The organism is Bradyrhizobium sp. UBA2491, from assembly GCF_002341725.1.
In the GTDB taxonomy this organism is placed as follows: Bacteria; Pseudomonadota; Alphaproteobacteria; order Rhizobiales; family Xanthobacteraceae; genus Bradyrhizobium.
This window is the reverse complement of sequence record NZ_DDOP01000080.1, coordinates 107,120-133,712: the sequence shown is the minus strand read 5'-3', so window position 1 is coordinate 133,712 and position 26,593 is coordinate 107,120. Positions and strand designations below refer to the sequence as shown.

The window sequence follows — 26,593 nt, the reverse complement described above, 5'->3', positions numbered from 1 at the left end:
CCCGCCTCCCCCGGGAGCCCCCCGTCCGCCCGGTCCATGTCCGCCTCCCGGCGCGGATCCGCCGCCTGAGCCGCGACCGGGCGGACGGGGGGCTCCCGGTGGAGGCGGTCCTGGTGGAGGTCCCGGCGGTGCGCCCGGTCAGTCCGGCGGTTTGACGCCGGGCGGCGGTCCCGGGCCAAATCCGGCCGGCGGCGGATCGACCGGTCCGGACCTTGGCGGCGGTGGCTTTGGTGGAGCCGGCGGTGGTCCCTTCGGTGGCGGCGGTGGCGGTCCGCTCGGGCCAGGCGGCGGCTTTGGTGGCGGGCCGCCCGGCGGCATGGGCGGCGGCGGACGACGCTGAGTGCCGCAAATCAAATCGGCGCAAGCAAAGCTGCTTGCGCCGGCGTCAGATCGAGTGGCTGAGGATGGAGCTATCCTGAGCTGAGGCGGATGCCGGCGCGGAGGAAGCGCTGCGGATCGACGGCTTCGCCGTCGATGCGGGTCTCGTAATGCAGATGTGGGCCGGTGGAGCGGCCGGTCGAACCGACGGCGCCGATCACCTGGCCGATCTTGACGTACTCGCCGACCTTGACGCCGATCTCGGAGAGATGGCCGTAGCGGGTCGACAGCCCGTTGCCATGGTCGACCTCGACCATGCGGCCGTAGCCGCCGGCCCAGCCCGCCGACACCACCTTGCCGTTGGCGGTGACGCGCACCGGATCGCCTTGCGCGGCGCGGAAGTCGAGCCCGGTGTGCATCGCCGGCCGCCCGAGGAACGGATCGGTGCGGACGCCGAAGCCGCTGGTGAATTCGACCTCGCCGACGACCGGCTTGCGGTAGGGCACCAGTGCGAGCGTCTGGTTCAGTCGCTGCATCTGCGCGCGATTGATATTGATGCGGTAGAGCTGGCGCTCGAACGGACCGGCGTCGGGCGCGAGCTTCACCGGAACGAACGGACCGCCCATGCCGGAGCGCGGTGTCGCGGCTTCGAGCTGGGACATGTTGAGGCCGAGATCGCTTATCACGCCGCGCATCCGGCGCACCCGTGATTCGATGCCGTCCTCAACCGAGGAGAGCGCCGCGACCTGGCGGCGTTCGACCTGATCAAGCGAGGTCTGTAGACGGACCAGCACGTTGTCGACGCCCTGGGCTTTCGCGAACTGGTTCGGCTGCGTCTTGGCGATCAGCGGTGCGCGCGATTCCAGCCGCGCCTCGCGGTCCGGTGGCGCGACGAAGATCACGGTGTCGCTGATCGGGGAGGGCTTTGGTGTACCGGAGGACGGCGCCGCCTCGGCGCGGCCCTGCGGCTTGATCGATCCGGTTGAGGTGGCGTCGGGCATCGCGCCGAGCGCGGTGGCGCGCGATTCCAGCGTCGACTGCCGCTTCATGATCTGGTCCAGCTTCTGGTCGAACTGCTCCTGGTCGAGCAACTGGCGGCTGGTGGTGCGGTCGACCTTGGCGCGCAGCTCGGAGATGCGGTCCTCGTAGGCGTATTGCATCTCGGCCTGGCGCGCGATCAGGCGCGTCAGCACGTCGTCGCGGAAAGCGAAATAGGTCGCGGTCGCCGCCGACCACATGCCGAGCAGAACGACGGTGCCGACCGCGATCCAGAACACGACCGGCCCGAACCGGACCTGTTTGCCGGCATGAACAATCGTGTAGCCTTCACCGGATGCCGCCGCGGCCGGTGCCGCATGGTGGGCCACCGGACGACGTGCCGGCGCCCGGCCATGGTCCTGCGGATGATGGTGTCTGTGGTATTCCTGGTGATGACCGGACCGGCTCGACATCGGTACTCCCGCGGCCGGTCGGACCAAGCTCCGTACGGCTAATTTGCGGGGCCGATTTGAGCCCGCCATGGTTAATTTTCAGGAAACGGAACCCCTCCCATCAGAGCGCCCGGGCGGCCTCCAATACCGCCTCGGCGTGCCCGTCGACCTTTACGTGGCGCCAGATGCGGGCGACTTTTCCACTGGAATCGACCAGAACCGTGGTGCGAATAATTCCCATGAAGGTCCTGCCATACATGGATTTTTCGCCCCAGGCACCGTACGCCTCGAGCATCTGATGGGCACCGTCCGAGGCCAGCGGCACCGATAGCTGGTGTTTGTTTCGAAATGACTCCTGCGCCTTAACCGTATCGGCCGAAATGCCGACCACCTCGGCGCCCGCTGCTGCGAACTCGCCCTTGAGCCGGGTGAAGTCGATCGCCTCCCTGGTGCAGCCGGGGGTGTCGGCGCGGGGATAGAAGAACAGCACCAGCTTCTTGCCCGCGTAATCCCTGAGCGAAACGCTGCCGCCGCCATCGCGCGGCAGGTCGAAAGCCGGCGCCGGAGCGCCCTCGGCAAGCGTGACGGCCGACGGCGTGGTCACGGTCGCCGCCGGCTTCGGCTTTAACGGTTTCGATGCCGCCTTGTGCGAGGCTTTGCCTTGAGTACCCGCTGCGGGCTTGGTCTTTGCTGCTTTGCTGGCCGGCTTCTTCGCAACCGTTGTGCGGGTTTTCGTCGCGGACTTCCCAGTGCTTGCGCTTGCGGCGCGCGCAACCTTCGTTGCGACCCGCTTTCCGGTTGTGTTGGAGGATTTCTTGCGCGTTTTCTTGGACATACGCCTTCCTTTCGTCGCTTTCCGACGCTCAATCATTACGGTATTGCGGGTCTCATCCATGGTGACCGGATTCGGGTCGGTCGCTGGGCAAGTTTGATGGCCTCGGAGTATGGTGACAAGGAATTCGACGCGTTACCCGTCCACTTGCTGACTTGGCTTTCGATTAGGTTGTTTGGTCCGTTCTGGGGTCCATCGGCAAGTAACAAGACTAGACGAGGATAGGCGGCGATGCCGGCACAGGAGCGCTCGATACTGATCGACGGGCGTCCTGATGGCGGCGATCAGCTTCGCCGTCAGCACCGAGAGGCAATGGCAAGGAACACGTCGCCGCAGGGTCCAAATCCGCGCGCCGGGTCTGACTTCTCGCAATGGGAAGGCGACGCCGCGTGGGACGAGCAGGATGAGGCTGCGGGCACCCGTGCGCGGCAATTGCTGTCGCGTTCCAACACCAACCTGCATCGGTTCACCGACTTCTGCTCTGGCATGCAGCGCTGGCTGAACGGCGAGCGCTGGCTCCGTCGTATCGGACTGGTTCTCGTGGTGCTGGTCGTGCTGTTCGCGACCTGCTTCGGCGCGCTGTGGTGGCGGCTCGGCGCCGGCCCGATCAATCTCGATCTGGCGACGCCGTGGCTTGCCGCCGCGATCGAGGAAAACATCGGTCACGGCAACACCGTCGAGGTCGGCGGAACGCAGATCGAGCGCGCCGGCCGCGTCAGGGTCGCGGTCCGGATCCGAGACATCATCGTTCGCGACCGCGACCATGCGATCGTGGCGAGTGCGCCGAAGGCCGAGGTGCGGTTGTCGGGCACCGCGCTGCTGATGGGACAGCTGCGGGCGGAAAGCCTCAACCTGGTCGATGCGGAACTGTCGGTGCGGATCACGCCGGACGGCTATGTGACCGTCTCCGCCGGCGATACCGCCAAACCGCTCGCCACCGGCGTTGCCTCCAAGCGCGAGGCCGGCATGCCGCCGACATTCCCGCGCCCAGCGCCTGCCGCGCCGTCGCCGCCCGTTGCTCCCGAACAATCTCAGGCCGCCGCACCCGACACCGCCCAGAACGGACTGCTCGCCGGTCTCGATTGGCTCGACAGCCTGAGCATGACCGGGCTCGACGGCCAGAACCTCAACGAGATCGGCCTGAAGAACGGCAATCTCGTCGTCGACGACCAGCAGCGCGGCAACAAATGGAGTTTTGAGAATATCAGCCTGAGCCTGCGCCGCCCGAGCGGCGGCGGCGTTGCGCTCAGCTTCGGCGAGGAGGGCGCAAAGCCCTGGTCGGTGCGGGTGCTGGTCGGGCCGCAGGCCAACGGCGTGCGCTCGGTCGACATCAAGGCCGACAAGGTCTCGACCAGGAACATCCTGCTGGCGCTGCGAACCAAGGACCTGACCTACACTGCGGACCTGCCGCTATCAGGCGAGCTGAAGGGCGAACTCGGACGCGACGGCCTGCCGACCTATTTCCGCGGCAAGATCAATGTCGGCGCCGGCAACATCATCGACACCGATACGCCCGACTATCCGATGCCGGTCGATTCCGCCGAGATGGGCCTCGAATGGGATTCCGGCCGCCGCGTGCTGCTGGCGCCGATCAAGATCGTCTCGGGCGCGAACCGCATCACGCTGCTCGGCCACCTCGAGCCGCCGAACGACAACGTCACCGATTGGCAGGCCGGGCTGTCGGGCGGCACCATCGTGCTGGCCGGCGGCGACAAGAACGAGGCGCCGCTGATCTTCAACCGCATCAACATCGGCTTCCGCTTCGACACCGACAAGAAGCGCGTGCTGCTGACCCAGGCCGACATCTCCAATGGCGAGATCGGCGTCGCCGGCACCGGCAGCATCGACTATTCCGGCGAGCCGCGGTTGCAGCTCGGCTTCGCCGGCACGCCGATGTCGGCCTCCGCGCTGAAGCGGATGTGGCCGATCATCATCGTGCCGGAGGTGCGCGAATGGGTGCTCGAGCGGATCGACCGCGGCACGCTCCAGCGCATCGACGTCGGCGTCAATTCGCCGGTGCATAATCTGTCCCGCAAGGGGCCGCCGATCCCGGATGACGGCCTCTCGGTCAACATCGTCGCGTCCGGCGTCACGGTGCGCCCGGTCGATCAGATGCCTGCGGTGCATGATGCCGACCTGAAGGCCAGGGTGACCGGCCGCACTGCGACCGTGACCATCAACCAGGGCATCGCCGACACGCCGGCGGGCCGCAAGATCACGATCTCGGATTTCACCTTCGAGGTGCCGGACATGGCGCCGAAGCCGTCGCCCTCGAAGGTCAAGTTCCGGGTCGACTGTCCGGTGCCCGCGGCTGCCGAAATCCTCGCCTCCGACCGGCTCAGCGATCTCTCCGGTCCGCCGATCGATCCCAACGCCAGCAAGGGCAACGTCACGGCGACGATCAATCTCGGCATGCCGGTGAAGGGCGAGCTGACCAAGGCCGACACGCAATATTCCGTCAATGCCGACATCACCGGTGTCGCAGTCGACAAGCTGGTGATGAACCAGAAGCTCGAGGCCAATACGCTGAAGGTGATCGCCAGCAATGCCGGCTTCCAGGTCAAGGGCGACGTCAAGATCAACGGACAGGCGGCTTCGCTCGACTACCGCAAGCCGGCCGAGGGCGATGCCGACGTCAAGCTTCAGGCGACGCTCGATGATGCGGGCCGCGCCCGTCTCGGGCTCGATCTCGGTTCCGCCGTCTCCGGCGCGATCCCGGTCAAGCTGAGCGGCAAGATCGGCAGCGGCGACAATCCCGCCACCAAGATGGGCGTCGAGGCCGACCTGACCCAGCTCAAGCTCGACAATGTCCTGCCCGGTTGGGTCAAGGCGTCGGGCAGGGCCGGCAAGGCGACCTTCAACGTGGTGCCGAAAGGGCAATCGACGCGGTTCGAGGACATCTCGATCGAAGGCAACGGCGTTTCGATCAAGGGCGCGCTCGAGGTCGACCAGAACGGCGACCTCATGAATGCGAACTTCCCGACCTATGCGCCCTCGGAAGGTGACAAGACCTCGCTGCGCGCCGATCGTGGTCCTGACGGCGTGATCAAGGTGACGATGCGCGGCGACGTGTTCGATGGCCGCGGCTTCCTGAAATCGGCGATCTCCGGCCGCGACAGCGATCCCAAGAGCAAGGCCAAGACAACCGATTTCGACGTCGATCTGAAGCTCGGCGCGGTGGCCGGGTTCAACGGCGAGGCGCTGCGCGGCGTCGATGCCAAGATCTCGCGCCGCAACGGGTTCTTCAAGGCGTTCACGCTGAGCGGCAAGGTCGGCCGCGACACGCCTGTTACGGTCGACATGCGCGGACGGCAGCAGGGCCGCGAGGTGATCTATCTGCAGACCAGCGACGCCGGCGCGTTCCTGCGCTTCATCGACACCTATTCGAAGGTGATCGGCGGCCAGCTCACGCTGGCGATGGAGCCGCCGATCCCCGAGCCGAGCCCGAGGGAAGGCCTGATCAACATCACCGGCTTCTCGGTGAAGGGCGAAACCCAGCTCGACCGCGCCGTCGCCGGCGGGCCGGTCAGCACCCAGAACGGCATCGGGTTCGATGCGCTGCGCGCCGAGTTCACCCGCCAGAGCGGCCAGCTCTCGATCCGTAACGGCGTGGTCAAGGGACCGAGCATCGGCGCGACCATCGAGGGCAGCATCGACTATGTCGGCAATCAGGTGCGGATGAACGGCACCTTCATTCCGATGTACGGCTTGAACAACATGTTCGGCCAGATCCCGTTCTTCGGGATTTTCCTCGGCGCCGGCAGCAATGAAGGCCTGATCGGCGTGACCTATGAAGTGGTGGGAACGCCGAGCGCGCCGGTGCTGCGCGTCAACCCGATCTCGGCGCTGGCGCCCGGCCTGACGCGTAAGATCTTCGAGTTCAAGCAATACGGCCCGAACGACCTGCCGACGACGAACAACAATTAGGGCATTGATTGGCGGGAAGAGCGTTCACTTCGACGAGTTCGAACGCAGAACCGTTCACAGCCCGTCGCGGACCTCCTGAAAGCGGCGTCACCGCCGCAGCGCCGGCACCACGAGGAACGGGATCAGGCCCAGCACGACGTTGACGAGCGCGAACACGATCAGCGGATTGTAGCTGTGGGTCCAGTCGTGGATCAGGCCGCCGCCCCATGAGCCGAGGCCCGATCCGAGGCCGCTGCCGATCATGATGGTGCCGTAGATGGTACCGACACGCTCGCCGCGGAAGATCTTCAGCGCGGTCGCTGTGATCAGCGGGCCGCGCGAGCCGATCATGCTGCCGAAGCAGACGATGAAGCCGGTCAGCAGCCAGTAGTTCGGATACCATTGCAGCAGCCAGAGCAGGATGATGCCGAGGATCGAGACGCCGTAGCTGAACAGCACGCTCGGCCTGCGGCCGATGATGCCGTCGAGCGTGGAGACGCCGAGCATGCCGACGAAAAGCGCGACGCCGGAGAAGCCCCAGGCGGTGGCGGCCTGCAACGGCGGGAAGCCGACATCGATCAGATAGGCGACGATCTGCGCCGTCAGCGCATACATCGCGATCGCGGTGAAGAAGAAGGTCGAGAACAACGCCCAGAAGGCGTGATGGCGCATCGCGGCAAGCAACGTCCAACCTTCATCGGCGAGATTGCTCTCGGCCTTCTTCACGATATGCGGCAAGCCGCCGGCGAGCAGCCGCCACGGCAGGAAGACGAGCGGGACGAGCAGGCAGAACGCGCCGATGCCGAACACCTGATAGGCCTCGCGCCAGCCGATCCGGTCGATCAGCACCTGCGACAGCGGTAGCAGCAGCAGCAGGCCGGCGCCGGTTGCCGAATACATCACCGCCATCGCGGTCGGAAGCCGCGGCCCGAACCAGCGGCCGAGCAGGATCGAGTTCGAGACGTTGCCGATCAGCGCGGTGCCGAAGCCGACGCAAAGCCCGACGCTGAGCTGGAATTGCCAGAGCTGTTGCGCGCGCGAGGCGACCAAGAAGGCACAGCCGAGCAGCGACAGACCCAGCGCATAGACCACGCGCGGACCGGAGCGGTCGAACAGCCGTCCGACCAGCGGTGCGGTCAGGCCGCTGGCGAGCCAGGTCAGCGAATAGACCGACACGACGGAGGCACGGTCCCAGCCGAAATTTTCCGAGATCGGTTTCAGGAACACCGTGAAGCTGTCGCTGAGGCCGCGCCCGAGCACCGACAGCACGAAGCACAGCGCGAGCACGTTCAGCGCGACGCGTGACTGCTTCGCAGGTGCTGCTAGCGTGTCGTTCGGAGGCGTGGTCTGGTCCATCGGAAAGATGGGAGCGCGCTTTCGGCGCGCCCCACAACCGACAAATGCGAATGCGCCTATGCAGGCTTCAGCAGGACGTGCCGCTTCTTGCCGAGCGACAGCTTCACCACGCCTTCCGGCGTGAGGTTGGCCGCCGTCAGCACCATCTTCTCGTCGGTGACGGCGGCATCGTTGACGCGAAGGCCGCCGCCCTTGATCTGCCGGCGCGCTTCGCCGTTCGAGGCGACGAGCTCGGCCTTGACGAACGCTGCCAGCACGCCGACGCCGGCCTCAAACTCGCCGCGCGGAATTTCAACCGTCGGCAAGGTTTCGGCGAGTGCACCTTCCTCGAAGGTGCGGCGCGCGGTTTCGGCTGCCTCGTTCGCGGCAGCGCGGCCGTGGAGCAGGGCGGTTGCCTCGGTGGCCAGCACCTTCTTGGCCTCGTTGATCTCGCTGCCGCCGAGCGCCGCAAGCTTGTTGATCTCGCCGATCGGCAGGATCGTGAACAGCTTGAGGAATTTGATGACGTCGGCGTCCTCGACATTGCGCCAGTACTGCCAGAAGTCGTACGGCGAGAACTGGTCGGCGTTGAGCCACACCGCGCCCTTCGCGGTCTTGCCCATCTTGTCGCCGGAAGCGGTGGTGAGCAGCGGCGTCGTCAGCGCGAACAATTGCGGCGCGCCCATGCGGCGGCCGAGATCGACGCCGTTGACGATGTTGCCCCACTGGTCGGAGCCGCCCATCTGAAGCCGGCAACCGGCACGGCGCGACAGCTCGACGAAGTCGTAAGCCTGGCAGACCATGTAGTTGAACTCGATGAAGCTCATCTCCTGCTCGCGCTCGAGTCGGAGCCGCACCGAGTCCATGGTCAGCATGCGGTTGACCGAGAAATGCCTGCCGATGTCGCGCAGCATCTCGATCCAGTTCAATTTCGTCAGCCACTCGGCATTGTCGAGCATGATGGCGTCGGACTTGCCGTCGCCGTAGCGCAGCACCTTGGCGAACACGCCACGGATCGAGGCCTTGTTGGCTTCGATCTCGGCGACCGTGCGCATCGCGCGCGTCTCATCCTTGCCGGAGGGGTCGCCCACCATCGTGGTGCCGCCGCCCATCAGCGTGATCGGCTTGTTGCCGCTCTGCTGTAGCCAGTACAGCATCATCATGGTGAGGAAGTTGCCGATGTGCAGCGACGGCGCGGTGCAGTCGTAGCCGACATAGGCCGTGGCCTCGCCCTTCGCGGCAAGCGCGTCGAGGCCCTCGAAATCGGAGCACTGGTGGACGAAGCCGCGTTCCTGTAGAGTGTTCAGGAAATCCGATTTAAATGCAGTCATTTGTCGGCCAGCCAGCTCATTCTTGTTTTACGGTTTTTGCATCTATTTGCGGAACCTTGACGCTGAGGCTGCCGCAGGCGGACGCGCAGTGGCATTATAGGATGTACTTGTTTGAGACAAGCCGGGGGTTCCCGGCCGGGACGCTTCCACGATGATGTTAACGGCACTCGGTCTGATGAGCGGGACCTCGCTCGACGGGGTCGACGTCGCACTGATCGAGACCGACGGCCGCCAGATCAAGGCGTTCGGACCGTCGGGCTATCGGCCCTATACCGACGGCGAGCGCAGCCTGCTGCGTCAGGCGCTGACGGAAGCGGTGCATTTGTCGCAGCGCGACGCCCGGCCGGGGATACTGCGCCAGGCGGAGCAGGCCGTGACGATTGCCCATGCCGAGGCGGTCGCCAATTTTGCGGCGCAGAACCGGATCTCCGCCCAGGATATCGATATCGTCGGGTTCCATGGCCAGACCGTGCTGCACCGTCCCGAGCGCAGGCTGACGGTGCAGATCGGCGACGCGCAGGCGCTCGCCAAGGCGATCCACATTCCGGTGATGCATGATTTCCGCGCCGCCGACGTCGAGGCCGGCGGGCAGGGCGCGCCCTTCGTGCCGGTCTATCATCGCGCGCTGGCGCAATCGCTGAACCGCGACGGGCCGATTGTTGTGGTCAATATCGGCGGTGTTTCCAACATCACCTATGTCGACGGCTCGGACACGTTGATCGCCTGCGACACCGGGCCGGGCAACGCGCTGCTCGACGACTTCATGTACCGCGAGATGCATCTGCCGTTCGATACCGGCGGGCGGTTCGCAGCGCAGGGCAAACCGGATGAGGCCTGGATTGCGCAGGCACTCAAGCTGCCGTTCTTCTCGGTTCCGCCGCCGAAATCGCTCGACCGCAATGATTTCGCCAGCCTCAAGCTCGGCGCGGTGGCGCCGGCGGACGGTGCCGCGACCCTGACCGCCTTCACCGCGGCTGCGATCGCCCGGGTCGTGCCGCTGCTGCCCAAGGTGCCGAAGAGTTGGATCGTCTCCGGCGGCGGCGCCTCCAACCTCACGATGCTGCGGATGCTGCGCGAACGCCTGGCGCCGGCGCTGGTGGAGCCGGCCGAGGCGCTCGGCTGGGCCGCCGACGCGATCGAGGCCCAGGCCTTCGGCTTCCTCGCCGCGCGCGGCATGAAGGGCCTGCCGCTGAGCTATCCCGCCACCACGGGGGTGCCGATCCCGATGACCGGGGGCATCATCGCGCGACCGTGACTTAGATGCAAATGCATCTACCTTGACAGTTCCATGCCGCTGCATTTAATTCGATGCAGCTGCATTGAACACGAGGATCGTCATGGCCGCCCTGAAGTTGATCAGCCACAAGCTCTGTCCCTATGTGCAACGCGCGGTCATCGCGCTGCATGAGAAGGGCGTGCGGTTCGAGCGGATCGACATCGATCTCGCCAACAAGCCGGACTGGTTTCTGAAGATCTCGCCGCTCGGCAAGGTGCCGGTGCTGGTGGTGACCGGTGACGACGGCAAGGAAGTCGCGTTGTTCGAGAGCAACGTGATCTGCGAATACATCGAGGAGACGCAAGCCGGCACCAGGCTGCACCCGCAGGACGCGCTCGTTCGCGCCGAGCATCGCGCCTGGATGGAGTTCGGTTCGGCCATTCTCGGCGATCTCTGGGGGCTTGAGACCGCAACCGATGCTGCGATCTTCGACAGCAAGCGGCAGGCGGTGGCGGCAAAGTTCGCGCGCGTCGAGACGGCGCTTGGCAACGGTCCGTTCTTCGCGGGTGAGCATTTCAGCCTGGTGGACGCGGTGTTCGCGCCAATCTTCCGCTACTTCGATCTGTTCGACCAACTGACCGACCTCGCGGTCTTCACCCACGCTCCGAAACTTCGCGCGTGGCGCAGCGCGCTGGCGCAGCGGCCGAGCGTGCGCAGCGCCGTTTCACCCGATTATCCCGCGCTGCTGCACGCGTTCCTGGTCGGCCACCGCGCGCATATGTTGAAGCTTGCGGCGTAGGTCATGTCGCATTCGCTTGCGTGGATCGCGCTGGTGGTCGCCGGTCTTCTCGACGTCGGCTGGGCGATCTCGATGAAATATGCCGAAGGCTATACGCGGCTCGGCTGGACGCTGGTCTCGCTGCTGCTGCTCGCCGCCTTCGTGTTCCTGCTCGGGCGCGCGTTGCAGGTGCTCGGTGTCGGCGTCGCCTACACGGTGTGGACCGGGATCGGCGCGGCCGGCACGCTCGCCATGGGCGTGCTGCTGTTCAACGAGGCGCTGAACCCGATGAAGATCGCGGGGATCGCATTCGTGCTGATCGGGATCGCAGCGCTGAAGATGGCGCCGGAGTAAGGTCGTCGGTGCTCAGTGTGAGTCCTGCTTCGTAGGATGGGTGGAGCGAAGCGATACCCATCAACTTGGTGCCGCGTGCGCGATGATGGGTATCGCTGCGCTCCACCCATCCTACAAAAGCCGCAACAGCATCACCGCACGTTGGCGAGGCGCATGTCGAGATAGCCGGTCACCGTCTCCATCAGCGGCTCGAGCTTGCCGTCGAAGAAATGGTTGGCGCCGGGGATGACCTGCTGGTCGATCACGATGCCTTTCTGCGTCTTCAGCTTCTCGACCAGCGTGTTGACGTCCTTCGGCGGGACCACGGCGTCCTTGTCGCCATGCACGATCAGGCCGGACGACGGGCAGGGCGCGAGGAACGAGAAGTCGTAGAGGTTGGCGGGCGGCGCGATCGAGATGAAGCCCTCGACCTCGGGCCGGCGCATCAGCAGCTGCATGCCGATCCAGGCGCCGAACGAGAAGCCCGCGACCCAGCAGGCACGCGCCTCGGGATTGATCGCCTGCGCCCAGTCCAGCGCGCTGGCGGCATCGGACAATTCGCCGGTGCCGTGATCGAACGAGCCCTGGCTGCGGCCGACGCCACGGAAGTTGAAGCGCAGCACCGAGAAGCCGCGATGCGCGAACGCGTAGTAGCACTGGTAGACGATCTGGTGGTTCATCGTGCCGTGGAACTGCGGATGCGGATGCAGGATCATCGCAATCGGCGCGTTCTTTTGCTTGGCCGGATGATAGCGGCCCTCAAGACGGCCAGCAGGGCCGGTGAAAATGACTTCAGGCATTGCGTTCCCTCGATTGACGTCGATCAATCAATCGGTTGGAGCCATCTTCAGCGACGGTGCGCGAACAGAGCAGCTCATGGATGAAATCGGCGCAGGCACCGTCGGGCGGCACGCTGGAGGGCCTTCTAGCATGACGCAAGGGGCGAAAATCAAGGAAATTGTGCGGCTTGGCACGGGCTAATCCCTGACGTGACGCGCGCGGGCTCAAGCGTTCCGATGGCTACCTGAAGTTTCAGTTTGTCATACTGCTATCGCGATTGGGACGCACCGGATGTCTTGCCTGGCAACACGTCGAAACTCCGCGGCGTGAAAAATCTCTCTGGCCGGCCGACGTCTGATCTGGCCTCGGTGCTGAACTCTCGTTATGTCGCAGTGGAAGGCCGCGACCATGGTGGTCGCGGCGGACGAGTGATATGGCCGATCGCGTCTATCTCGACTGGAATGCCACGACGCCGCTTCGCCCGGAGGCGAAGGCGGCGATGACCGCGGCGTGGGAACTGAGCGGCAACCCGTCCTCGGTGCACAGCGAAGGACGGCGGGCGCGGCGGTTGGTCGAAGATGCTCGCAATGCGTTGGCCAACGCGGTCGGTGGCCGATCGCAGGATGTGGTCTTTCTCTCCGGAGGGACGGAAGCCAATGCGCTGGCGTTGACGCCGGGGTTGCACCGCGGCGCAGGTGCGCCGGTGCAGCGGCTCTTGGTGTCCGCCATCGAGCATGCGTCGGTTCTGGCCGGCGGACGGTTTTCGCGCGAGGCGACCGGCGCGATCAATGTCACGCGCTCCGGCGTGATCGATCTCGAGCATCTGCGCACGCTGCTCGCGGATGGTCCGCCCACGCTGGTCTCGGTGATGCTCGCCAACAACGAGACCGGGGCGATTCAGCCGGTGGCCGACGTTGCCGAGATCGTCCATGCGTCCGGCGGCCTGCTGCACGTCGATGCGATTCAGGCGTTGGGCAAGATCCCGTTCGATCTCGCCTCAACCAAGGCCGACCTCGTGACGTTGTCGGCGCACAAGATCGGTGGACCAAAGGGAGTAGGCGCGCTGGTGCTCGCCGAGGGCGTTGAAGGGCTGGAGGCGTCCTTGCGCGGCGGCGGGCAGGAGCTCGGGCGGCGGGCAGGGACGGAGAACGTTCCGGGGATCGCCGGATTTGGCGCTGCCGCCAAGGTGGCGATGGCGGCGCTGAAGGCCGACGCCGCTCGCGTCAGGGGGTTGCGTGACCGGCTCGAGCACGGGCTGCGCCAGACGCCCGATGCGCTGATCTTCTCCGACGACGTCAAGAGGTTGCCAAATACCGTTCTGTTCACTGCACCGGGGATGAAGGCCGAAACGGCGGTCATCGGCTTCGATCTCGGGGGTGTGGCGGTCTCCTCCGGTTCCGCCTGCTCGTCCGGCAAGGTGCAGCCATCGCATGTATTGGAGGCAATGGGATACCGTTTTGAGGTATCCCAAGGAGCGGTGCGGCTCAGTCTGGGCTGGTCTACCACGGAGACAGACGTGGATTTGACCCTCAAGGCTTGGCGAAAGCTCGCCGATAGCCTAGTTAAGGGAGAGCGACGAAACACAGCTTGAACTGTTCTAAGCGAGTGATTTCGTGTTCAAAGCATCGTAAGAGACTTTCGGAACTGAGATCCACCGCGGTCCTTGAAACCGCGAGCGGAGGATATGAATGCCTGCTGTACAAGAGACGGTCGAGCGCGTCAGGCGCATCGACGTCGACCAGTATCGATATGGGTTTGAGACGCAGATCGAGTCCGAGAAGGCCCCGAAGGGCCTGTCGGAAGACATCGTTCGATTCATCTCGTCAAAGAAGAACGAGCCGGCCTGGATGCTGGAATGGCGCCTGGAGGCGTATCGCCGCTGGCTGACCATGACCGAGCCGACCTGGGCGCGCGTCGACTATCCGAAGATCGACTACCAGGACATCTATTACTACGCGGCGCCGAAGCCGAAGAAGACGCTGTCGTCGATCGACGAGATCGACCCGGAAATCCTCAAGACCTACGAGAAGCTCGGCATTCCCCTGCGCGAGGTCGCGATCCTCGAGGGCGTCGAGCCGCCGCCCGGCGGGCCGCCGTCAGCCAACCGCAAGATCGCGGTCGACGCGGTGTTCGATTCGGTCTCGGTAGCGACCACCTTCCAGAAGGAGCTGAAGGCGGCCGGTGTGATCTTCATGCCGATCTCGGAGGCGATCCGCGAGCATCCCGAGCTGGTGCAGAAATATCTCGGCACCGTGGTGCCGACCTCCGACAACTACTTCGCGACGCTGAACTCGGCTGTGTTCTCGGACGGCTCGTTCGTCTACGTGCCGCCGGGCGTGCGCTGCCCGATGGAGCTGTCGACTTATTTTCGCATCAACGAGCGCAACACCGGCCAGTTCGAGCGCACGCTGATCATCGCCGACAAGGGCTCCTACGTCTCCTATCTCGAAGGCTGCACCGCGCCGCAGCGTGACGAGAATCAGCTGCACGCGGCCGTGGTCGAACTCGTCACGCTCGACGATGCCGAGATCAAGTACTCGACGGTGCAGAACTGGTATCCGGGCAATTCGGAAGGCAAGGGCGGCATCTACAATTTCGTCACCAAGCGTGGCGACTGCCGCGGCAAGAACTCCAAGATCTCCTGGACCCAGGTCGAGACCGGTTCGGCGATCACCTGGAAGTATCCGAGCTGCATCCTGCGCGGCGACAATTCGAGCGGCGAGTTCTATTCGATCGCGATCTCGAACGGCTTCCAGCAGGTCGATAGCGGCACCAAGATGATCCACCTCGGCAAGAACACGTCGAGCCGGATCATCTCCAAGGGCATCGCCGCCGGCAAGTCGCAGAACACCTATCGCGGCCTGGTCAGCGCGCACCGCAAGGCGACGGGCGCACGCAACTACACCGCCTGCGATTCGCTGCTGATCGGCGACAAGTGCGGCGCGCACACCGTGCCCTATGTCGAGGCCAAGAATTCCTCTGCGACGTTCGAGCACGAGGCGACGACGTCGAAGATTTCCGAGGACGTGTTGTTCTACTGCATCCAGCGCGGGCTCTCGCAGGAGGAAGCCGTCGGCCTCGTGGTCAACGGCTTCGTGAAGGATGTGCTGCAGCAACTGCCGATGGAATTCGCGGTGGAAGCGCAGAAGCTGATCTCGATCTCGCTGGAGGGCAGCGTCGGGTAGGGCAGATGTGGCAAACGGTCAGGAATGTCCTGGATGGCGTTCAGATTTTGCCGTTTGCTGTCACTGCGTGCGTCGCGATCACAGCAGCGTTCGTTGCCTTGATGGGCGCACTGCTGGGATCACCTGAGGTGATGGAATTCGGCAAGGCTGCCGCCGGATTTGGAGCACTTGGATTTTTTGTCTGGCTCTTTCTGATGATCGTTATCCGGTCGGGCTAGGCCATGAGGAAAGAAGATGACTGCGTTGCTTGAAGTGAAAGATCTGCAGGTTCGTGTCGAGGAGCGTGAGATCCTGCACGGGCTGTCGCTCACGGTGAACCCGGGCGAGGTGCATGCGATCATGGGCCCGAACGGCTCCGGCAAATCGACGCTCTCTCATGTGATCGCCGGCAAGCCGGGCTATGAAGTCACCGGCGGCCAGATCCTGTTCAAGGGCGAGGACCTCTTGGAGATGGCGCCGAACGAGCGCGCCGCCAAGGGCGTGTTCCTGGCGTTCCAGTATCCGGTCGAAATCCCGGGCGTGACCACCTGGAATTTCTTGCATGCGGCGCTCAACGCCCAGCGCAAGGCGCGCGGCGAGGAGGAGATGTCGTCGCCGGCCTTCCTGAAGAAGGTCCGCGAAGTGGCCAAGTCGCTCAACATTCCGCAGGACATGCTGAAGCGCGGCGTCAATGTCGGCTTCTCCGGCGGCGAGAAGAAGCGCAACGAGATTCTTCAGATGGCGCTGTTCGAGCCGGCTGTCTGCATCCTCGATGAAATGGATTCGGGCCTCGACATCGATGCGCTGCGGATCGCAGCCGACGGCGTCAACGCGCTGCGCTCGCCGGAGCGCGCCATGGTCGTGATTACCCACTACCAGCGGTTGCTCAACTACATCGTGCCCGACGTCGTGCACGTGATGTCGAAGGGCCGGGTGGTGAAGAGCGGCGGCAAGGAACTGGCGCTGGAGCTGGAAGAGTCCGGCTACGCGCAGTTCGAAGACGCGGCCTGACAAAGGCGGGTTCTCAGATGAACGTTGTTGCAAAGACCGAGACCGGGCGCGCGCTGGGCGATGCATTCGCCGTCGTGCGCGACCGTCTGCCGGGCAAGGGCAAGATCGCCGATCAGCGCCGGCAGGCATTCGAGGCCTATGAGCGTACCGGCCTGCCGCATCGCCGGATCGAGGACTGGAAATACACCGATCTGCGCGCGCTGATGCGCGAGGTGCTGCCGCTGGCGGCGGCGCCGGATGCAGTGGCGCTGAGCCGCGCCGCGGCTGTCGCCAAGCTGCGCGCAATCGACGGCGTGCGCCGTCTGGTGCTGGTCGATGGCGCTTTCGCGCCTGATCTGTCCGACCTCGGAAGCCTCGAGCAGGGGCTTGTGATCCGCCCGCTGCGCGAGGTGCTCGACGCCGGTGACGGCGCGCTGTCCGCGGAGGTGGTTGCGTCCGACATCTCCAACCCGATGATCGCGCTGAACGGTGCGATGGCGACCGATGGTGTCGTGATCGAAATCGCCAACGGCACGATGCTGGTCCAGCCGCTGCATATCGTGCACGTCGCGTCAGGCGCGGCGCCGGCCTCGATGTTCACGCGCTCGCTGTTACGGCTCGGCCGCGACGCCGGCGTGACGCTGGTGGAGAGCTATCTCGCCGCCGAGGGCGCCAAGGCTTACCAGGCGTATGACGGGCTGATCGTTGCGATCGGCGACAATGCGCGGCTCGATCACGTGCGCCTGGTCGAGGACAGCGTTGACGCCTTCAACATTTCGTCGGCAACGATCTCGCTCGGCGCCCATGCCCATTTCAACACGTTCGGCCTGACCTCGGGCGGCCATGTCAGCCGTTACCAGCTGACGGTGACCTGCGCTGGCGAAGGTTCGAAGGTCGAGACCAACGGCGTCAACCTGATCAACGGCAAGCAGCATGCCGACACCACGTTGTTCATGGATCACGCCGTGCCGAACTGCGCGAGTCGCGAGATCTTCCGTGCCGTCGTCGACGACCGCGCCCATTCCGTGTTCCAGGGTCGCATCATCGTCCGCCCCGACGCGCAGAAGACCGACGCCAAGATGATGACCCGCGCGCTGCTGCTGTCCGACGATGCGGAAGCTGACAACAAGCCGGAGCTCGAGATCTTCGCCGATGACGTCACCTGCGGTCACGGCGCGACCACCGGCGCGCTCGACGAGAGCCTGCTGTTCTACATGCGCGCCCGCGGACTGCCCGAGAAGGAAGCGGAGGCGCTCCTGATCCAGGCCTTCGTGGGAGAGGCGATCGAGACCATCGTCAGCGATGCGTTGCGCGAGGTCGCAATTGCCACCGCGCAGCGCTGGCTTCAGGCGAGGGCGTGAGCATGCACAAGGCGGTTGCGAACGGTTCTTACGACGTCGCCCTGGTGCGGCAGGATTTCCCGGCGCTCGCCATGCAGGTCTACGGCAAGCCGCTGGTCTATCTCGACAACGCCGCTTCGGCGCAGAAGCCGAATGCGGTGCTCGACCGCATGACGGAAGCCTACAAGAGCGAATACGCCAACGTGCATCGCGGCCTGCATTACCTCGCCAATGCCGCGACCGAGGCCTATGAGGGCGCCCGCGGCAAGGTCGCGCAGTTCATCAACGCCCGCCGCAACGAAGAGATCGTCTTCACCCGCAATGTCAGCGAGGCGATCAATCTCGTGGCGGCATCCTGGGGCGGCGAGCATATCAAGGAGGGCGACGAGATCGTCCTCTCGATCATGGAGCACCACTCCAACATCGTGCCGTGGCATTTCCTCCGCGAGCGTCAGGGTGCCGTGATCAAGTGGGCGCCGGTCGACGATGAAGGCAACTTCCTGATCGAGGAGTTCGAGAAGCTCCTCACCGCCCGCACCAAGATCGTTGCGATCACCCAGATGTCGAATGCACTCGGCACCCTGGTCCCGATCAAGGAGGTGGTGCGGCTGGCGCATGCCCGTGGCATCCCGGTGCTGGTCGACGGCGCCCAGGGCGCGGTGCATCTGCCGGTCGACGTGCAGGACCTCGATTGCGATTTCTATGCCTTCACCGGCCACAAGGTGTACGGACCGACCGGCATCGGCGCGCTCTATGCCAAGCATGAGCATCTGGTGGCGATGCGGCCGTTCAACGGCGGCGGCGAGATGATCCGTGAAGTTGCCAAGGACTGGGTCACCTATGGCGACCCGCCGCACAAGTTCGAGGCCGGCACGCCGCCGATCGTCGAGGCGATCGGGCTCGGCGCCGCGATCGATTACGTCAATTCGATCGGCAAGGAGCGCATCGCCGCGCACGAGCACGATTTGCTCAATTATGCCCAGGACCGGCTGCGCGAGATCAACTCGCTGCGCCTGATCGGCACCGCCCGCAACAAGGGGCCGGTGATCTCGTTCGAGATGAAGGGTGCGCATGCGCACGACGTCGCCACCGTGATCGACCGTCAGGGCATCGCGGTGCGCGCCGGCACCCATTGCGTGATGCCACTTTTAGAGCGGTTCAACGTCACGGCCACCTGCCGGGCCTCGTTCGGGATGTATAATACCAGGGAAGAAGTCGACCATCTGGCGCAGGCGCTGATCAAGGCGCGGGAATTGTTCGCATGACCGATACAGCCGAAGTCAAGACGGCCTCCATGGAAACCACCTCGGCGCTGCCGGCGGAGGAAACCGAGCGCATGAGCGGCGAGATCGTCGCGGCGCTGAAGACAGTGTTCGATCCGGAAATCCCGGCTGACATCTACGAGCTCGGCCTGATCTACAAGGTCGACCTCAAGGATGATCGCTCGGTCGACATCTTGATGACCCTGACCACGCCGAACTGCCCGGCGGCGGGTGAGCTGCCGACCATGGTCGAGAACGCGGTCGCCAGCGTCCCCGGCGTCGGTGTCGTCAACGTCAACCTGGTGTGGGATCCGGCCTGGACGCCGGACCGGATGTCGGACGAGGCGCGCCTCGTCCTCAATATGTGGTGATGCGCGTAAGGTTTGAATCTAGGCTCGAGACGATCCTCAATTGAATTGCCGCCGGGACTGACCACATGAGTGACATGACCCAAGCTTCACCCACCCCCGCCAAGCCGAAGCGGCCGCGCCCGCAAGTCATGAGGCTGACCGATGCGGCGGCGGAGCGGATCACCGAGTTGACCCAGCGCGCTGATTCCGAGATCGTCGGCCTGCGCGTCGGCATCAAGAACGGCGGCTGCGCCGGGCAGTCCTACACCGTCGAATATGCCCACGAGATCCGTCCGACCGACGAGGTCGTCGAGGACAAGGGCGTGAAGATCCTGGTCGATCCGAAGGCCGTGCTGTTCCTGCTCGGCACCGAGATGGACTACGTGGCCGACAAGATGCAGGCCCAGTTCGTGTTCAACAACCCGAACCAGGTCTCCGCCTGCGGTTGCGGCGAGTCCGTGCAGCTCAAGCCGGCCACGGTCTGACGCTGCCACGTTGCGCGGGCGCATTCGCGCTCGCGCTTTTGATCCGACCTCCACCATCGTTGCGTGTCGGCGCGGTCGTCGACCATACTGCGCAGTCAACAGGCTGCGGCAGACGCGCTTGGCTTGAACGGGGGAAGTACGTGGACCGCGAATTCCTGACCGACTTGTTCGTCGATTTCGGCCCGGTCACGCTGCGCCGGATGTTCTCCGGCTACGGCATCTCCGCCGATGGCACCAATTTTGCGCTCGCCTTGCGCGCCGGGCTCTACTTCCGTGCCGACGACCAGACCATCCCGCAATTCGAGGCAGAGGGCTGCGGGCCATTCCAGTACACGACACGGTCGAAGACCGTCACCGTCAACTCCTACTGGCAATTGCCGGCGCGGCTGTTCGACGATTCTGAGGAGCTCGCAGCGTGGGCACGTTCGGCGCTCGCCGCTGCCCAGCGCGCGGCGCTGCGCAAGCGGCCGCGGAAGGCGACGGTGACGGTTGGCAAGAAGGTCGCGAGCAAGAACAAGAAGAGCGTGGTGAAGAAGCCCGCAGCCAAGCGACCTTCAAAGAAGCGAGTGCAAAAGGGAAAAAGGTCGTCATCCTGAGGAGCGCGCATCGCGCGCGTCTCGAAGGATGGCCGCGGCGCGCTATCGGGGCCTCATGGTTCGAGACGGCGCCTCCTCACCATCAGGGGAGACTTAAGCCACCCGGGTCTGGGTCTCGGAGCTGTATTCCGGGTCGGCTTCGCAGATCACACGATTGCGGCCGGCGCGCTTGGCGGCGTAGAGGCAGGCATCGGCGCGTTCGATCAAGGAATCGGTGTCGTCGTTCGGCTTCAGCATGGAGACGCCGACCGAGATCGTGACGCGGCCGAGGATTTCACCGGTCGACTTCTTCTTCAGCTCCTTGGCCATCACGGCGCGGCGGATGTGGTCGGCGACCGTCAGCGCCTGGCGCAGCGCGGTGTTGGGCAGCACGACGGCGAATTCCTCGCCGCCATAGCGGGCGGTGATGTCCTGGCCCTTGATGGTCTGTTTCAGCGACTGCGCCACCAGCCGCAGCACCTGGTCGCCGGTGAGGTGGCCGTAGGAGTCGTTGAACGATTTGAAGTGATCGATGTCGAACATCAGGAGCGACAGCGGCTCGCCGCTGACCAGCGCGGTCTGCACCGCCGTGTCGATCGAGCGGTCGAAATATTTCCGGTTGCCGAGGCCGGTGAGCGGGTCGGTCAGGCTCTCGGCGCGGATCGCCTCGAGGCTGTGTTGCAGGTCGTTGATTTCGGATTTCGACAGTGCGAGCCGGTTCTCCAGCGCCTGGTTGGTATCGCGCATCTCGCGGGTCGACTTGGCGAGGCCCTCGACGATCGTCTTGATGTGATCGTGGGTCGTGGCGCTGGCGAGCTTGTTGCTGGCACCGATCAGGCTCGCATCATAATTCGCCGACACACCGAGCGCATCGGTGATCAGCTTCATGACGGCGTCGATCTCGCCGATGACGCGGGCGCCGACCTTGTCGATTCGATCGGAGGTCTTGATGTGCGAGAGATAGGTTTCGTAGATCTGCTCGAGATCGGATTCGCTGAGCTTGCCGCTGCGCGCCAGGGTCTCGTTGATGACCTTGTTGAGCGGCGCGTTGTACCCGGTCGCGTAGACGTACCAGATCTCATAGTTGCGGGGTACGGCAGTCTGGCGAAGCGAGCGGATCTGGCCGAGCGCGACTTCGGCGAAGGCCAACGTACGTTCGTGTTCGTCCAGCAGTTTCACCACTGTCACGTCCTCAATGCGCGCAATGCCGGTTGCACCCGGCAGCAATGACTAAATTATTGGCGCGAGGGTACGGGACGAGAGTGAAAGCAAGGTAAACAGTGGAACTACGGGAATCCGGTCGCGACTAATGTCCAATGTCGCCGCGACTTTCGGAAGACTTTCGTTTGTTCGTCAATGCGATATGGAATCTGCGCGGATTTGCTTCAAACCCGAAGCATCACCGCACGATGTACCGCTAGATCTGACGGAGATTCGCGGATTGCCGCCGCCCGTCGCGGCGACACCGGCGCAAGCGTTACGCGCGTGCGCGCACAGGTCGCAGCAGGAAGGCAGGCAGATGCGAATGATCGGCCGGCTCGTGGTCGACTTCGCGTTGCTGCCGCCGTGGCTCGGCGCGCCCGATCGAGGGCACGTGCGACGGAGTGGCCTGCGGGGCACCGCTACGGCCGTTGCGCGGCTCGCGCTCGGGCTTCGCTGCACGCTCCTGCTGGGGCTCCCTGTCGTGACGCGGTTCGCGCTCACCATTGCGCGGCTCGCGTTCACGGCGCGGCTTGCGGCCGCCACGGGCGCCGTCGCGCGAACCGTCGCGGCTGCGCGACCGGCGCGGCGCGGCGTCCTCGTCAGAGGCCTCACTGTGCACGGCGTAGTCGCCTTCAGCGCGTGGGATCGGCTGGCCGATCAGCTTCTCGATCGCAGCCATCGACTTGCTATCGAGCGAGGTGACGATGGAGATCGCGGTACCGGTGCGTCCGGCGCGACCGGTACGGCCAATGCGGTGGACGTAGTCGTCGGGGTGGTGCGGTACGTCGAAATTGAAGACGTGGCTCACCGCGGGAATGTCGAGACCACGGGCGGCGACGTCGGAGGCGACGAGCAGCGGGATCTCGCCCTTGCGGAATTGGTCGAGGGCCGCGGTGCGGGCCGACTGATCCATGTCGCCGTGCAAGGCGCCGACGCTGAAGCCGTGTTTCTGGAGTGATTTGTGAAGGACGGCGACTTCGCGCTTGCGATTGCAGAAGATAATCGCGTTGTTGAGATCCTTGGCGTCACGCAGCAGGCGGCGGAGGATTTCGCGCTTGTCGTGCGCTTCGCGACCAGCGGGTACCTGCAATTGCGTCACGGTGACTGCGGTGGTTGCGGGCTTGGAGACTTCGATCCGGGCCGGGTTGTGCAGGAAAGCCTCGGTGATGCGGCTGATCTCCGGGGGCATCGTCGCGGTGAAGAACAGCGTTTGCCGGGTGAACGGGACGAGCTTGCAGATGCGCTCGATGTCGGGAATGAAACCCATGTCGAGCATGCGGTCGGCTTCGTCGATCACCAGCAACTCGACGCCGGTGAGCAGCAATCCGCCGCGTTCGGTGTGGTCGAGCAGGCGGCCGGGCGTTGCGATCAGCACGTCGACGCCGCGCATCAGCTTGGAGTCCTGGTCGCCGAACGAGACGCCGCCGATCAGGAGAGCCACGTTCAATTTCTGACCGGCGCCGTATTTGTCGAACTGCTCCTTCACCTGCGCGGCAAGCTCGCGGGTTGGCTCGAGGATCAGGGTGCGCGGCATCCGTGCCCGGGCGCGGCCCTTCTCGAGGAGGGTGAGCATCGGGAGAACGAAGGCAGCGGTCTTGCCGGTGCCAGTCTGTGCAATGCCGAGCACATCGCGCCGGGCGAGGACGTGCGGGATTGCCTGTTCCTGGATGGGGGTGGGGTTGGTGTAACCGGTGGCCGCAACTGCGGCGAGGACCTTATCGGACAGGCCTAGATTGGAAAAAGACATTGAGCCTCTGGTCGAAACCGCCGTTCGGAATCGAAGGTAAAAGGCTGTCGCGTTCGGCCCCGAAACGGCTCGCTTCTCTAAAAAGCTCGGGGGCTCTGACTAACGCTGACGGACGGCAAACCTGACGAATCGCGCTTCGATCCGAGGGCCGCGTTGCCTCGCAACATAGGGTCGAAACCGGTAAAGTCAATCTTGGAACCGGCCGGATGGCCGAAAAAGCTTAACGTTTTCGCCAAAATAACCGTCATTTCCGTCATTTGGCGGTCAAATGAATCATCTCCCCGCTATCCAGTGCATGGGTCTCGGCAGGCGGGTTGGCGCTGCCCTTGGCCCTGAATTCGCCGGGCGACATTGCCTCGGCCGCGCTGAAGATCCGGTAGAAGGTGGCGAGGCTGCCGAACCCGCAGGCGAGGGCGATGTCCGCGATCGGCCGCCGCGGTTGCTCGCGAAGCAGCCTGCGGCTCTCGCTCAGGCGTTGCGCAGTGACGGTTTGGGAAAAGCTCGTGCCGGTCGCCTCGAACAGAATGTGCAGGTAGCGGACCGAGACGCCGAGCAGATCGGCGACCATGTGGGGTGACAGCGCCGGCTTTGCGAGATGGCGCGTGATCAGGCGCCGGGCCAGGCTCAGTCGGCCGACGCGCAGCGCCTGCTGCGCGCGGCGGCTGCCCGGCCTGATCGCGCCGCGCTCGATCAGGGCGAGGTCAGCCACGATCTTGACCAGCGCAGGGATGCAGGCCGCGTCACCGTCTTCCGCCGCTCCTTTGAAGTCGGCAAGGCAGGCTTCGAGCAACGGTGCCCAGCCGCGATCGCTGGTCGCCGGAGCACCGTGACGAGCCAGCACGGGGGCGGCAGTTGGATCGGCTTGCAGGCCCACAGCGGCCGGGTCGGTGGGTGAGGCTTCCGGGCCGTATTCCTGGTGCTTAGCGCGCATCGTGCATGATCCCTCGCTCTGCGTGAGAGCGCGCGTCACCGGTAACGAGATTTGCTGTGCCGCGTCCGGGCGAAGCGCCTGCGGGGTTCTGGCGAAATGGCCAGAAAATATCTTCTCAATCCGTGCAGGCTGATCACTTCGATCGGGAGCGTGTCCGATCTCGCGGCGATGCGCCCGGCTGCCGCGATGCCCCATGTCGACCATTCGAGACGCCTCCGGAAAGTCCTGCGATCGCAATACGTATATTTCACACAATTACGCAATTAATGAAATAGGAAAAATGCGTCGCGACGCAGTGATCGGCCGCGGCAATGGCGCAGCCGGGCCTTTTCGGTCGATTTTTGCGGATCGGTGAGCGTTGCGTGCGGCGCACGCACTTGCGCAAACTGGGAATTACTTCCGTTTCGGCATCACGGCACAGCCATAGAGCACCATCGCGCAGGTCTGACGGTAGCGGGCCGAAAAGTCGTCATGGGCAATCGGCGGGAGCGATTGATTGACGGCACGTCCGCCGTCGGCCAGTCCCTGGGCGATTTGCGCCGGCGTGAAGGTGCCGTTCAGCTTCAACAGCCGTGCGGCCTGCAAATCGATCACCAGCCTTTCCAGTTCACCCTGGAATGCGACGGCCGTCTTGATCATCAGATCACGGCAGCGTCTGAAGGCCTCGGCGTTGAGCTCGACGGTGTGCGGCGAATGCGTGAGGCGGCGCCGCGTCTCGCCGTAACGCACGTCGAGGACCTCGGCGAAAATATCGAGCGCGCCGCCGCCATTGGTCCGTACCGAGCGGCCGGCCTGCATCGCGAGCTCGACATCCTCGACATGGTGCCAGGCGATCACGGCGCGAAACGCATCTTCCTTGTTGCCGAAATAGTAGTACAGCGCGCGCTGCGTGAAGCCGCAGGCCTTGGCCAGCCCGACCATCGACAGCCCGCCATAGCCGTAATCGAGAAAGGCCCGGTCGACCTGCTTGAGCAGATCAGGTCCAGGCTTGATCATCTTCTTCGGCATCAGCAATCCGCAGGCGTCGAGGGGCGGCACGCGAGACGCCGCGAATCCGGCTTACGGGCATGGCCGCGCTTTAGCAACCCGCAACAGCCCGGTGTGCCGGCTCGTCGGGGCGCTGTCCGCGCTCAGGCGGATTGTGCCCTGTAGTCGCCGGGCGTCATGGATTCGGCGGCATTGAACAGGCGATAGAACGTCGCGAGGCTTTCGAAGCCACAGGCAAAGGCGACTTCGGCGATGGTCTGCCCGGACCGCTCGCGGAGCAGGCGACGGCTTTGCGCGAGCCGGAGCCCGGTCACGGTCTCCGAGAAGCTCATCTCCGTCTGTTCGAACAGGATGTGCAGATGGCGGACCGAGACGCCGAGCAGGCCGGCAATCAGGGTCGGCGACAGCGCTGCGCTCGACAGGTGCTGCCGGATCAGGCGGCGGGCCAACGACAGGTGGGCACTTCGCAGCGCTTGCTGCGCGAGCCGGCTCTTCGGCCGCATGATACCGCGTTCGATCAGCGCGATATGGGCAAGCGCCTGGACCATCGGAGCCGTCCCCGCCGCATTGCTGCCTTCGATCAGGTCGCGAAAGCATGATTCCAGCAACGGCCGCAGTGAGGCCTGGTCCTGTACGGGCTTTGGCACCAGCTCGCCGAGCTCGGCGCCGGGCGGAACGACGTTCGCGACCGGAATTTTGATGATGCGCAGGTGGAAGCCGTCGTCATGCAGCGGGGCGGTGCGATAGGGCAGGTCCGAATGGCTGGTCGCGAACATGCCGTCGCGCACCGCGAACTCGTCAAGCCGTGCGCCGCCGAACCAGCCGCCGCCACCGAGTTGCTGATAGATGCACAGGCTGTCGCTGCGCGCGTCGGCGATGTCGCCGCTGCGCCGCTCGACGCGATAGGGCGAGGCGCGCAGCTCGACCAGCCCGGCATCGCCGAGCTTGCGCAAGGAAAACTCACCGAAGAAGTCCTGGCGGCGGTCGGGCTCGAGCTCCGCGGTGACGCCGAACAATCCCTTGGCGCGGACCTCGCGCCAATAGTCGAAGCGATCTCGAGGATCGACTTGATCAGTAGACCATGTGTACACGGAAAAGCCCTTGGGACCTGCGGAGAGCTCGCGCCGGATCGAAGCTTGAAATCCTATCATGCGGACCGGAAAAGGAAACTTGACCCGAGAGCGACAGACCGCCTCATTTTGGCCGGCTGCGGCCGGTCAGTACCGTGGTGGTTCGGCCTTGAACCGGCCGATCGGCCGAGCCGACTATTAAGGCGCGATGAGATCAGGTTGAATCGTCA

At 64.8% G+C, this 26,593-nt stretch carries 23 protein-coding genes; 13 read left to right on the top strand and 10 right to left on the bottom strand.

Features of this window, described 5'->3' with window-relative positions:
• Nucleotides 1-410: 410 nt before the first annotated feature.
• Both B2W55_RS28030 and B2W55_RS28025 read right to left on the bottom strand, forming a co-directional pair.
• Nucleotides 411-1,769, bottom strand: coding sequence for a M23 family metallopeptidase (locus B2W55_RS28030; protein ID WP_024578426.1), 1,359 nt, complete (start codon nucleotides 1,767-1,769; stop codon nucleotides 411-413).
• A gap of 100 nt (nucleotides 1,770-1,869) precedes the next feature.
• On the bottom strand, nucleotides 1,870-2,583 hold the full coding sequence (locus tag B2W55_RS28025; RefSeq protein ID WP_024578425.1) for a peroxiredoxin: 714 nt from the start codon (nucleotides 2,581-2,583) through the stop codon (nucleotides 1,870-1,872).
• Nucleotides 2,584-2,811: 228 nt separating this feature from the next.
• Between B2W55_RS28025 and B2W55_RS28020 the strand changes: the two genes are divergently transcribed.
• Nucleotides 2,812-6,507 carry a DUF3971 domain-containing protein gene (locus tag B2W55_RS28020; RefSeq protein ID WP_024578424.1) on the top strand — a complete coding sequence of 1,232 codons (3,696 nt, stop codon included), beginning with the start codon at nucleotides 2,812-2,814 and terminating at the stop codon, nucleotides 6,505-6,507.
• A gap of 87 nt (nucleotides 6,508-6,594) precedes the next feature.
• On the opposite strand, the gene B2W55_RS28015 is transcribed toward B2W55_RS28020, so the two are convergent.
• Nucleotides 6,595-7,842: an MFS transporter gene (locus B2W55_RS28015; RefSeq protein ID WP_024578423.1), complete on the bottom strand. Its 1,248-nt coding sequence runs from the start codon at nucleotides 7,840-7,842 to the stop codon at nucleotides 6,595-6,597.
• 56 nt (nucleotides 7,843-7,898) lie between these two features.
• Nucleotides 7,899-9,152, bottom strand: coding sequence for a tyrosine--tRNA ligase (gene tyrS / locus B2W55_RS28010; protein WP_024578422.1), 1,254 nt, complete (start codon nucleotides 9,150-9,152; stop codon nucleotides 7,899-7,901).
• Nucleotides 9,153-9,303: 151 nt separating this feature from the next.
• Between tyrS and B2W55_RS28005 the strand changes: the two genes are divergently transcribed.
• From B2W55_RS28005 to B2W55_RS27995, 3 genes are all read left to right on the top strand, one after another.
• A complete protein-coding gene (locus B2W55_RS28005) occupies nucleotides 9,304-10,407 on the top strand; it encodes an anhydro-N-acetylmuramic acid kinase (RefSeq protein ID WP_024578421.1) in 1,104 nt (367 codons plus the stop codon).
• An 82-nt stretch (nucleotides 10,408-10,489) separates the two neighbouring features.
• A complete protein-coding gene (locus B2W55_RS28000; protein ID WP_024578420.1) occupies nucleotides 10,490-11,167 on the top strand; it encodes a glutathione S-transferase family protein in 678 nt (225 codons plus the stop codon).
• Nucleotides 11,168-11,170: 3 nt separating this feature from the next.
• Nucleotides 11,171-11,500: a DMT family transporter gene (locus B2W55_RS27995; protein ID WP_024578419.1), complete on the top strand. Its 330-nt coding sequence runs from the start codon at nucleotides 11,171-11,173 to the stop codon at nucleotides 11,498-11,500.
• Between the two features lie 131 nt (nucleotides 11,501-11,631).
• Here B2W55_RS27995 and B2W55_RS27990 read toward each other — a convergent pair whose 3' ends face one another.
• Entirely contained in the window at nucleotides 11,632-12,279 is a 648-nt protein-coding gene (locus B2W55_RS27990) for an alpha/beta hydrolase (protein WP_016843213.1), read from the bottom strand.
• A gap of 413 nt (nucleotides 12,280-12,692) precedes the next feature.
• Here B2W55_RS27990 and B2W55_RS27985 point away from each other — a divergent pair, with 413 nt between their 5' ends.
• From B2W55_RS27985 to B2W55_RS27945, 9 genes are all read left to right on the top strand, one after another.
• Nucleotides 12,693-13,850 carry a cysteine desulfurase family protein gene (locus B2W55_RS27985; RefSeq protein ID WP_024578418.1) on the top strand — a complete coding sequence of 386 codons (1,158 nt, stop codon included), beginning with the start codon at nucleotides 12,693-12,695 and terminating at the stop codon, nucleotides 13,848-13,850.
• A gap of 97 nt (nucleotides 13,851-13,947) precedes the next feature.
• On the top strand, nucleotides 13,948-15,444 hold the full coding sequence (sufB, locus tag B2W55_RS27980; RefSeq protein ID WP_024578417.1) for a Fe-S cluster assembly protein SufB: 1,497 nt from the start codon (nucleotides 13,948-13,950) through the stop codon (nucleotides 15,442-15,444).
• 5 nt (nucleotides 15,445-15,449) lie between these two features.
• Nucleotides 15,450-15,662, top strand: coding sequence for a hypothetical protein (locus B2W55_RS27975; RefSeq protein ID WP_024578416.1), 213 nt, complete (start codon nucleotides 15,450-15,452; stop codon nucleotides 15,660-15,662).
• A 16-nt stretch (nucleotides 15,663-15,678) separates the two neighbouring features.
• Entirely contained in the window at nucleotides 15,679-16,434 is a 756-nt protein-coding gene (gene sufC / locus B2W55_RS27970; RefSeq protein ID WP_024578415.1) for a Fe-S cluster assembly ATPase SufC, read from the top strand.
• Between the two features lie 17 nt (nucleotides 16,435-16,451).
• Nucleotides 16,452-17,774 (top strand): Fe-S cluster assembly protein SufD, encoded by a 1,323-nt coding sequence (gene sufD / locus B2W55_RS27965; RefSeq protein WP_024578414.1) that lies wholly within the window; start codon nucleotides 16,452-16,454, stop codon nucleotides 17,772-17,774.
• Entirely contained in the window at nucleotides 17,771-19,018 is a 1,248-nt protein-coding gene (locus B2W55_RS27960) for a cysteine desulfurase (RefSeq protein ID WP_024578413.1), read from the top strand. Before sufD ends, B2W55_RS27960 begins: the two co-directional genes overlap by 4 nt.
• On the top strand, nucleotides 19,015-19,386 hold the full coding sequence (locus tag B2W55_RS27955) for an SUF system Fe-S cluster assembly protein (RefSeq protein ID WP_024578412.1): 372 nt from the start codon (nucleotides 19,015-19,017) through the stop codon (nucleotides 19,384-19,386). Before B2W55_RS27960 ends, B2W55_RS27955 begins: the two co-directional genes overlap by 4 nt.
• Before the next feature lie 74 nt (nucleotides 19,387-19,460).
• Nucleotides 19,461-19,850, top strand: coding sequence for a HesB/IscA family protein (locus tag B2W55_RS27950; RefSeq protein ID WP_024578411.1), 390 nt, complete (start codon nucleotides 19,461-19,463; stop codon nucleotides 19,848-19,850).
• A gap of 140 nt (nucleotides 19,851-19,990) precedes the next feature.
• Nucleotides 19,991-20,446 (top strand): TfoX/Sxy family protein, encoded by a 456-nt coding sequence (locus tag B2W55_RS27945; protein WP_024578410.1) that lies wholly within the window; start codon nucleotides 19,991-19,993, stop codon nucleotides 20,444-20,446.
• A gap of 93 nt (nucleotides 20,447-20,539) precedes the next feature.
• On the opposite strand, the gene B2W55_RS27940 is transcribed toward B2W55_RS27945, so the two are convergent.
• The 5 genes from B2W55_RS27940 to B2W55_RS27920 form a co-directional block, all read right to left on the bottom strand.
• Nucleotides 20,540-21,607: a GGDEF domain-containing protein gene (locus B2W55_RS27940; protein ID WP_024578409.1), complete on the bottom strand. Its 1,068-nt coding sequence runs from the start codon at nucleotides 21,605-21,607 to the stop codon at nucleotides 20,540-20,542.
• Nucleotides 21,608-21,902: 295 nt separating this feature from the next.
• Complete coding sequence (locus B2W55_RS27935) at nucleotides 21,903-23,375, bottom strand: DEAD/DEAH box helicase (protein WP_024578408.1); 1,473 nt, start codon at nucleotides 23,373-23,375, stop codon at nucleotides 21,903-21,905.
• A gap of 253 nt (nucleotides 23,376-23,628) precedes the next feature.
• Complete coding sequence (locus tag B2W55_RS27930) at nucleotides 23,629-24,510, bottom strand: helix-turn-helix transcriptional regulator (protein ID WP_080890975.1); 882 nt, start codon at nucleotides 24,508-24,510, stop codon at nucleotides 23,629-23,631.
• Between the two features lie 189 nt (nucleotides 24,511-24,699).
• Nucleotides 24,700-25,314: a TetR/AcrR family transcriptional regulator gene (locus tag B2W55_RS27925; protein WP_024578406.1), complete on the bottom strand. Its 615-nt coding sequence runs from the start codon at nucleotides 25,312-25,314 to the stop codon at nucleotides 24,700-24,702.
• A gap of 122 nt (nucleotides 25,315-25,436) precedes the next feature.
• On the bottom strand, nucleotides 25,437-26,384 hold the full coding sequence (locus B2W55_RS27920) for a helix-turn-helix transcriptional regulator (RefSeq protein ID WP_024578405.1): 948 nt from the start codon (nucleotides 26,382-26,384) through the stop codon (nucleotides 25,437-25,439).
• Between the last annotated feature and the right edge of the window lie 209 nt (nucleotides 26,385-26,593).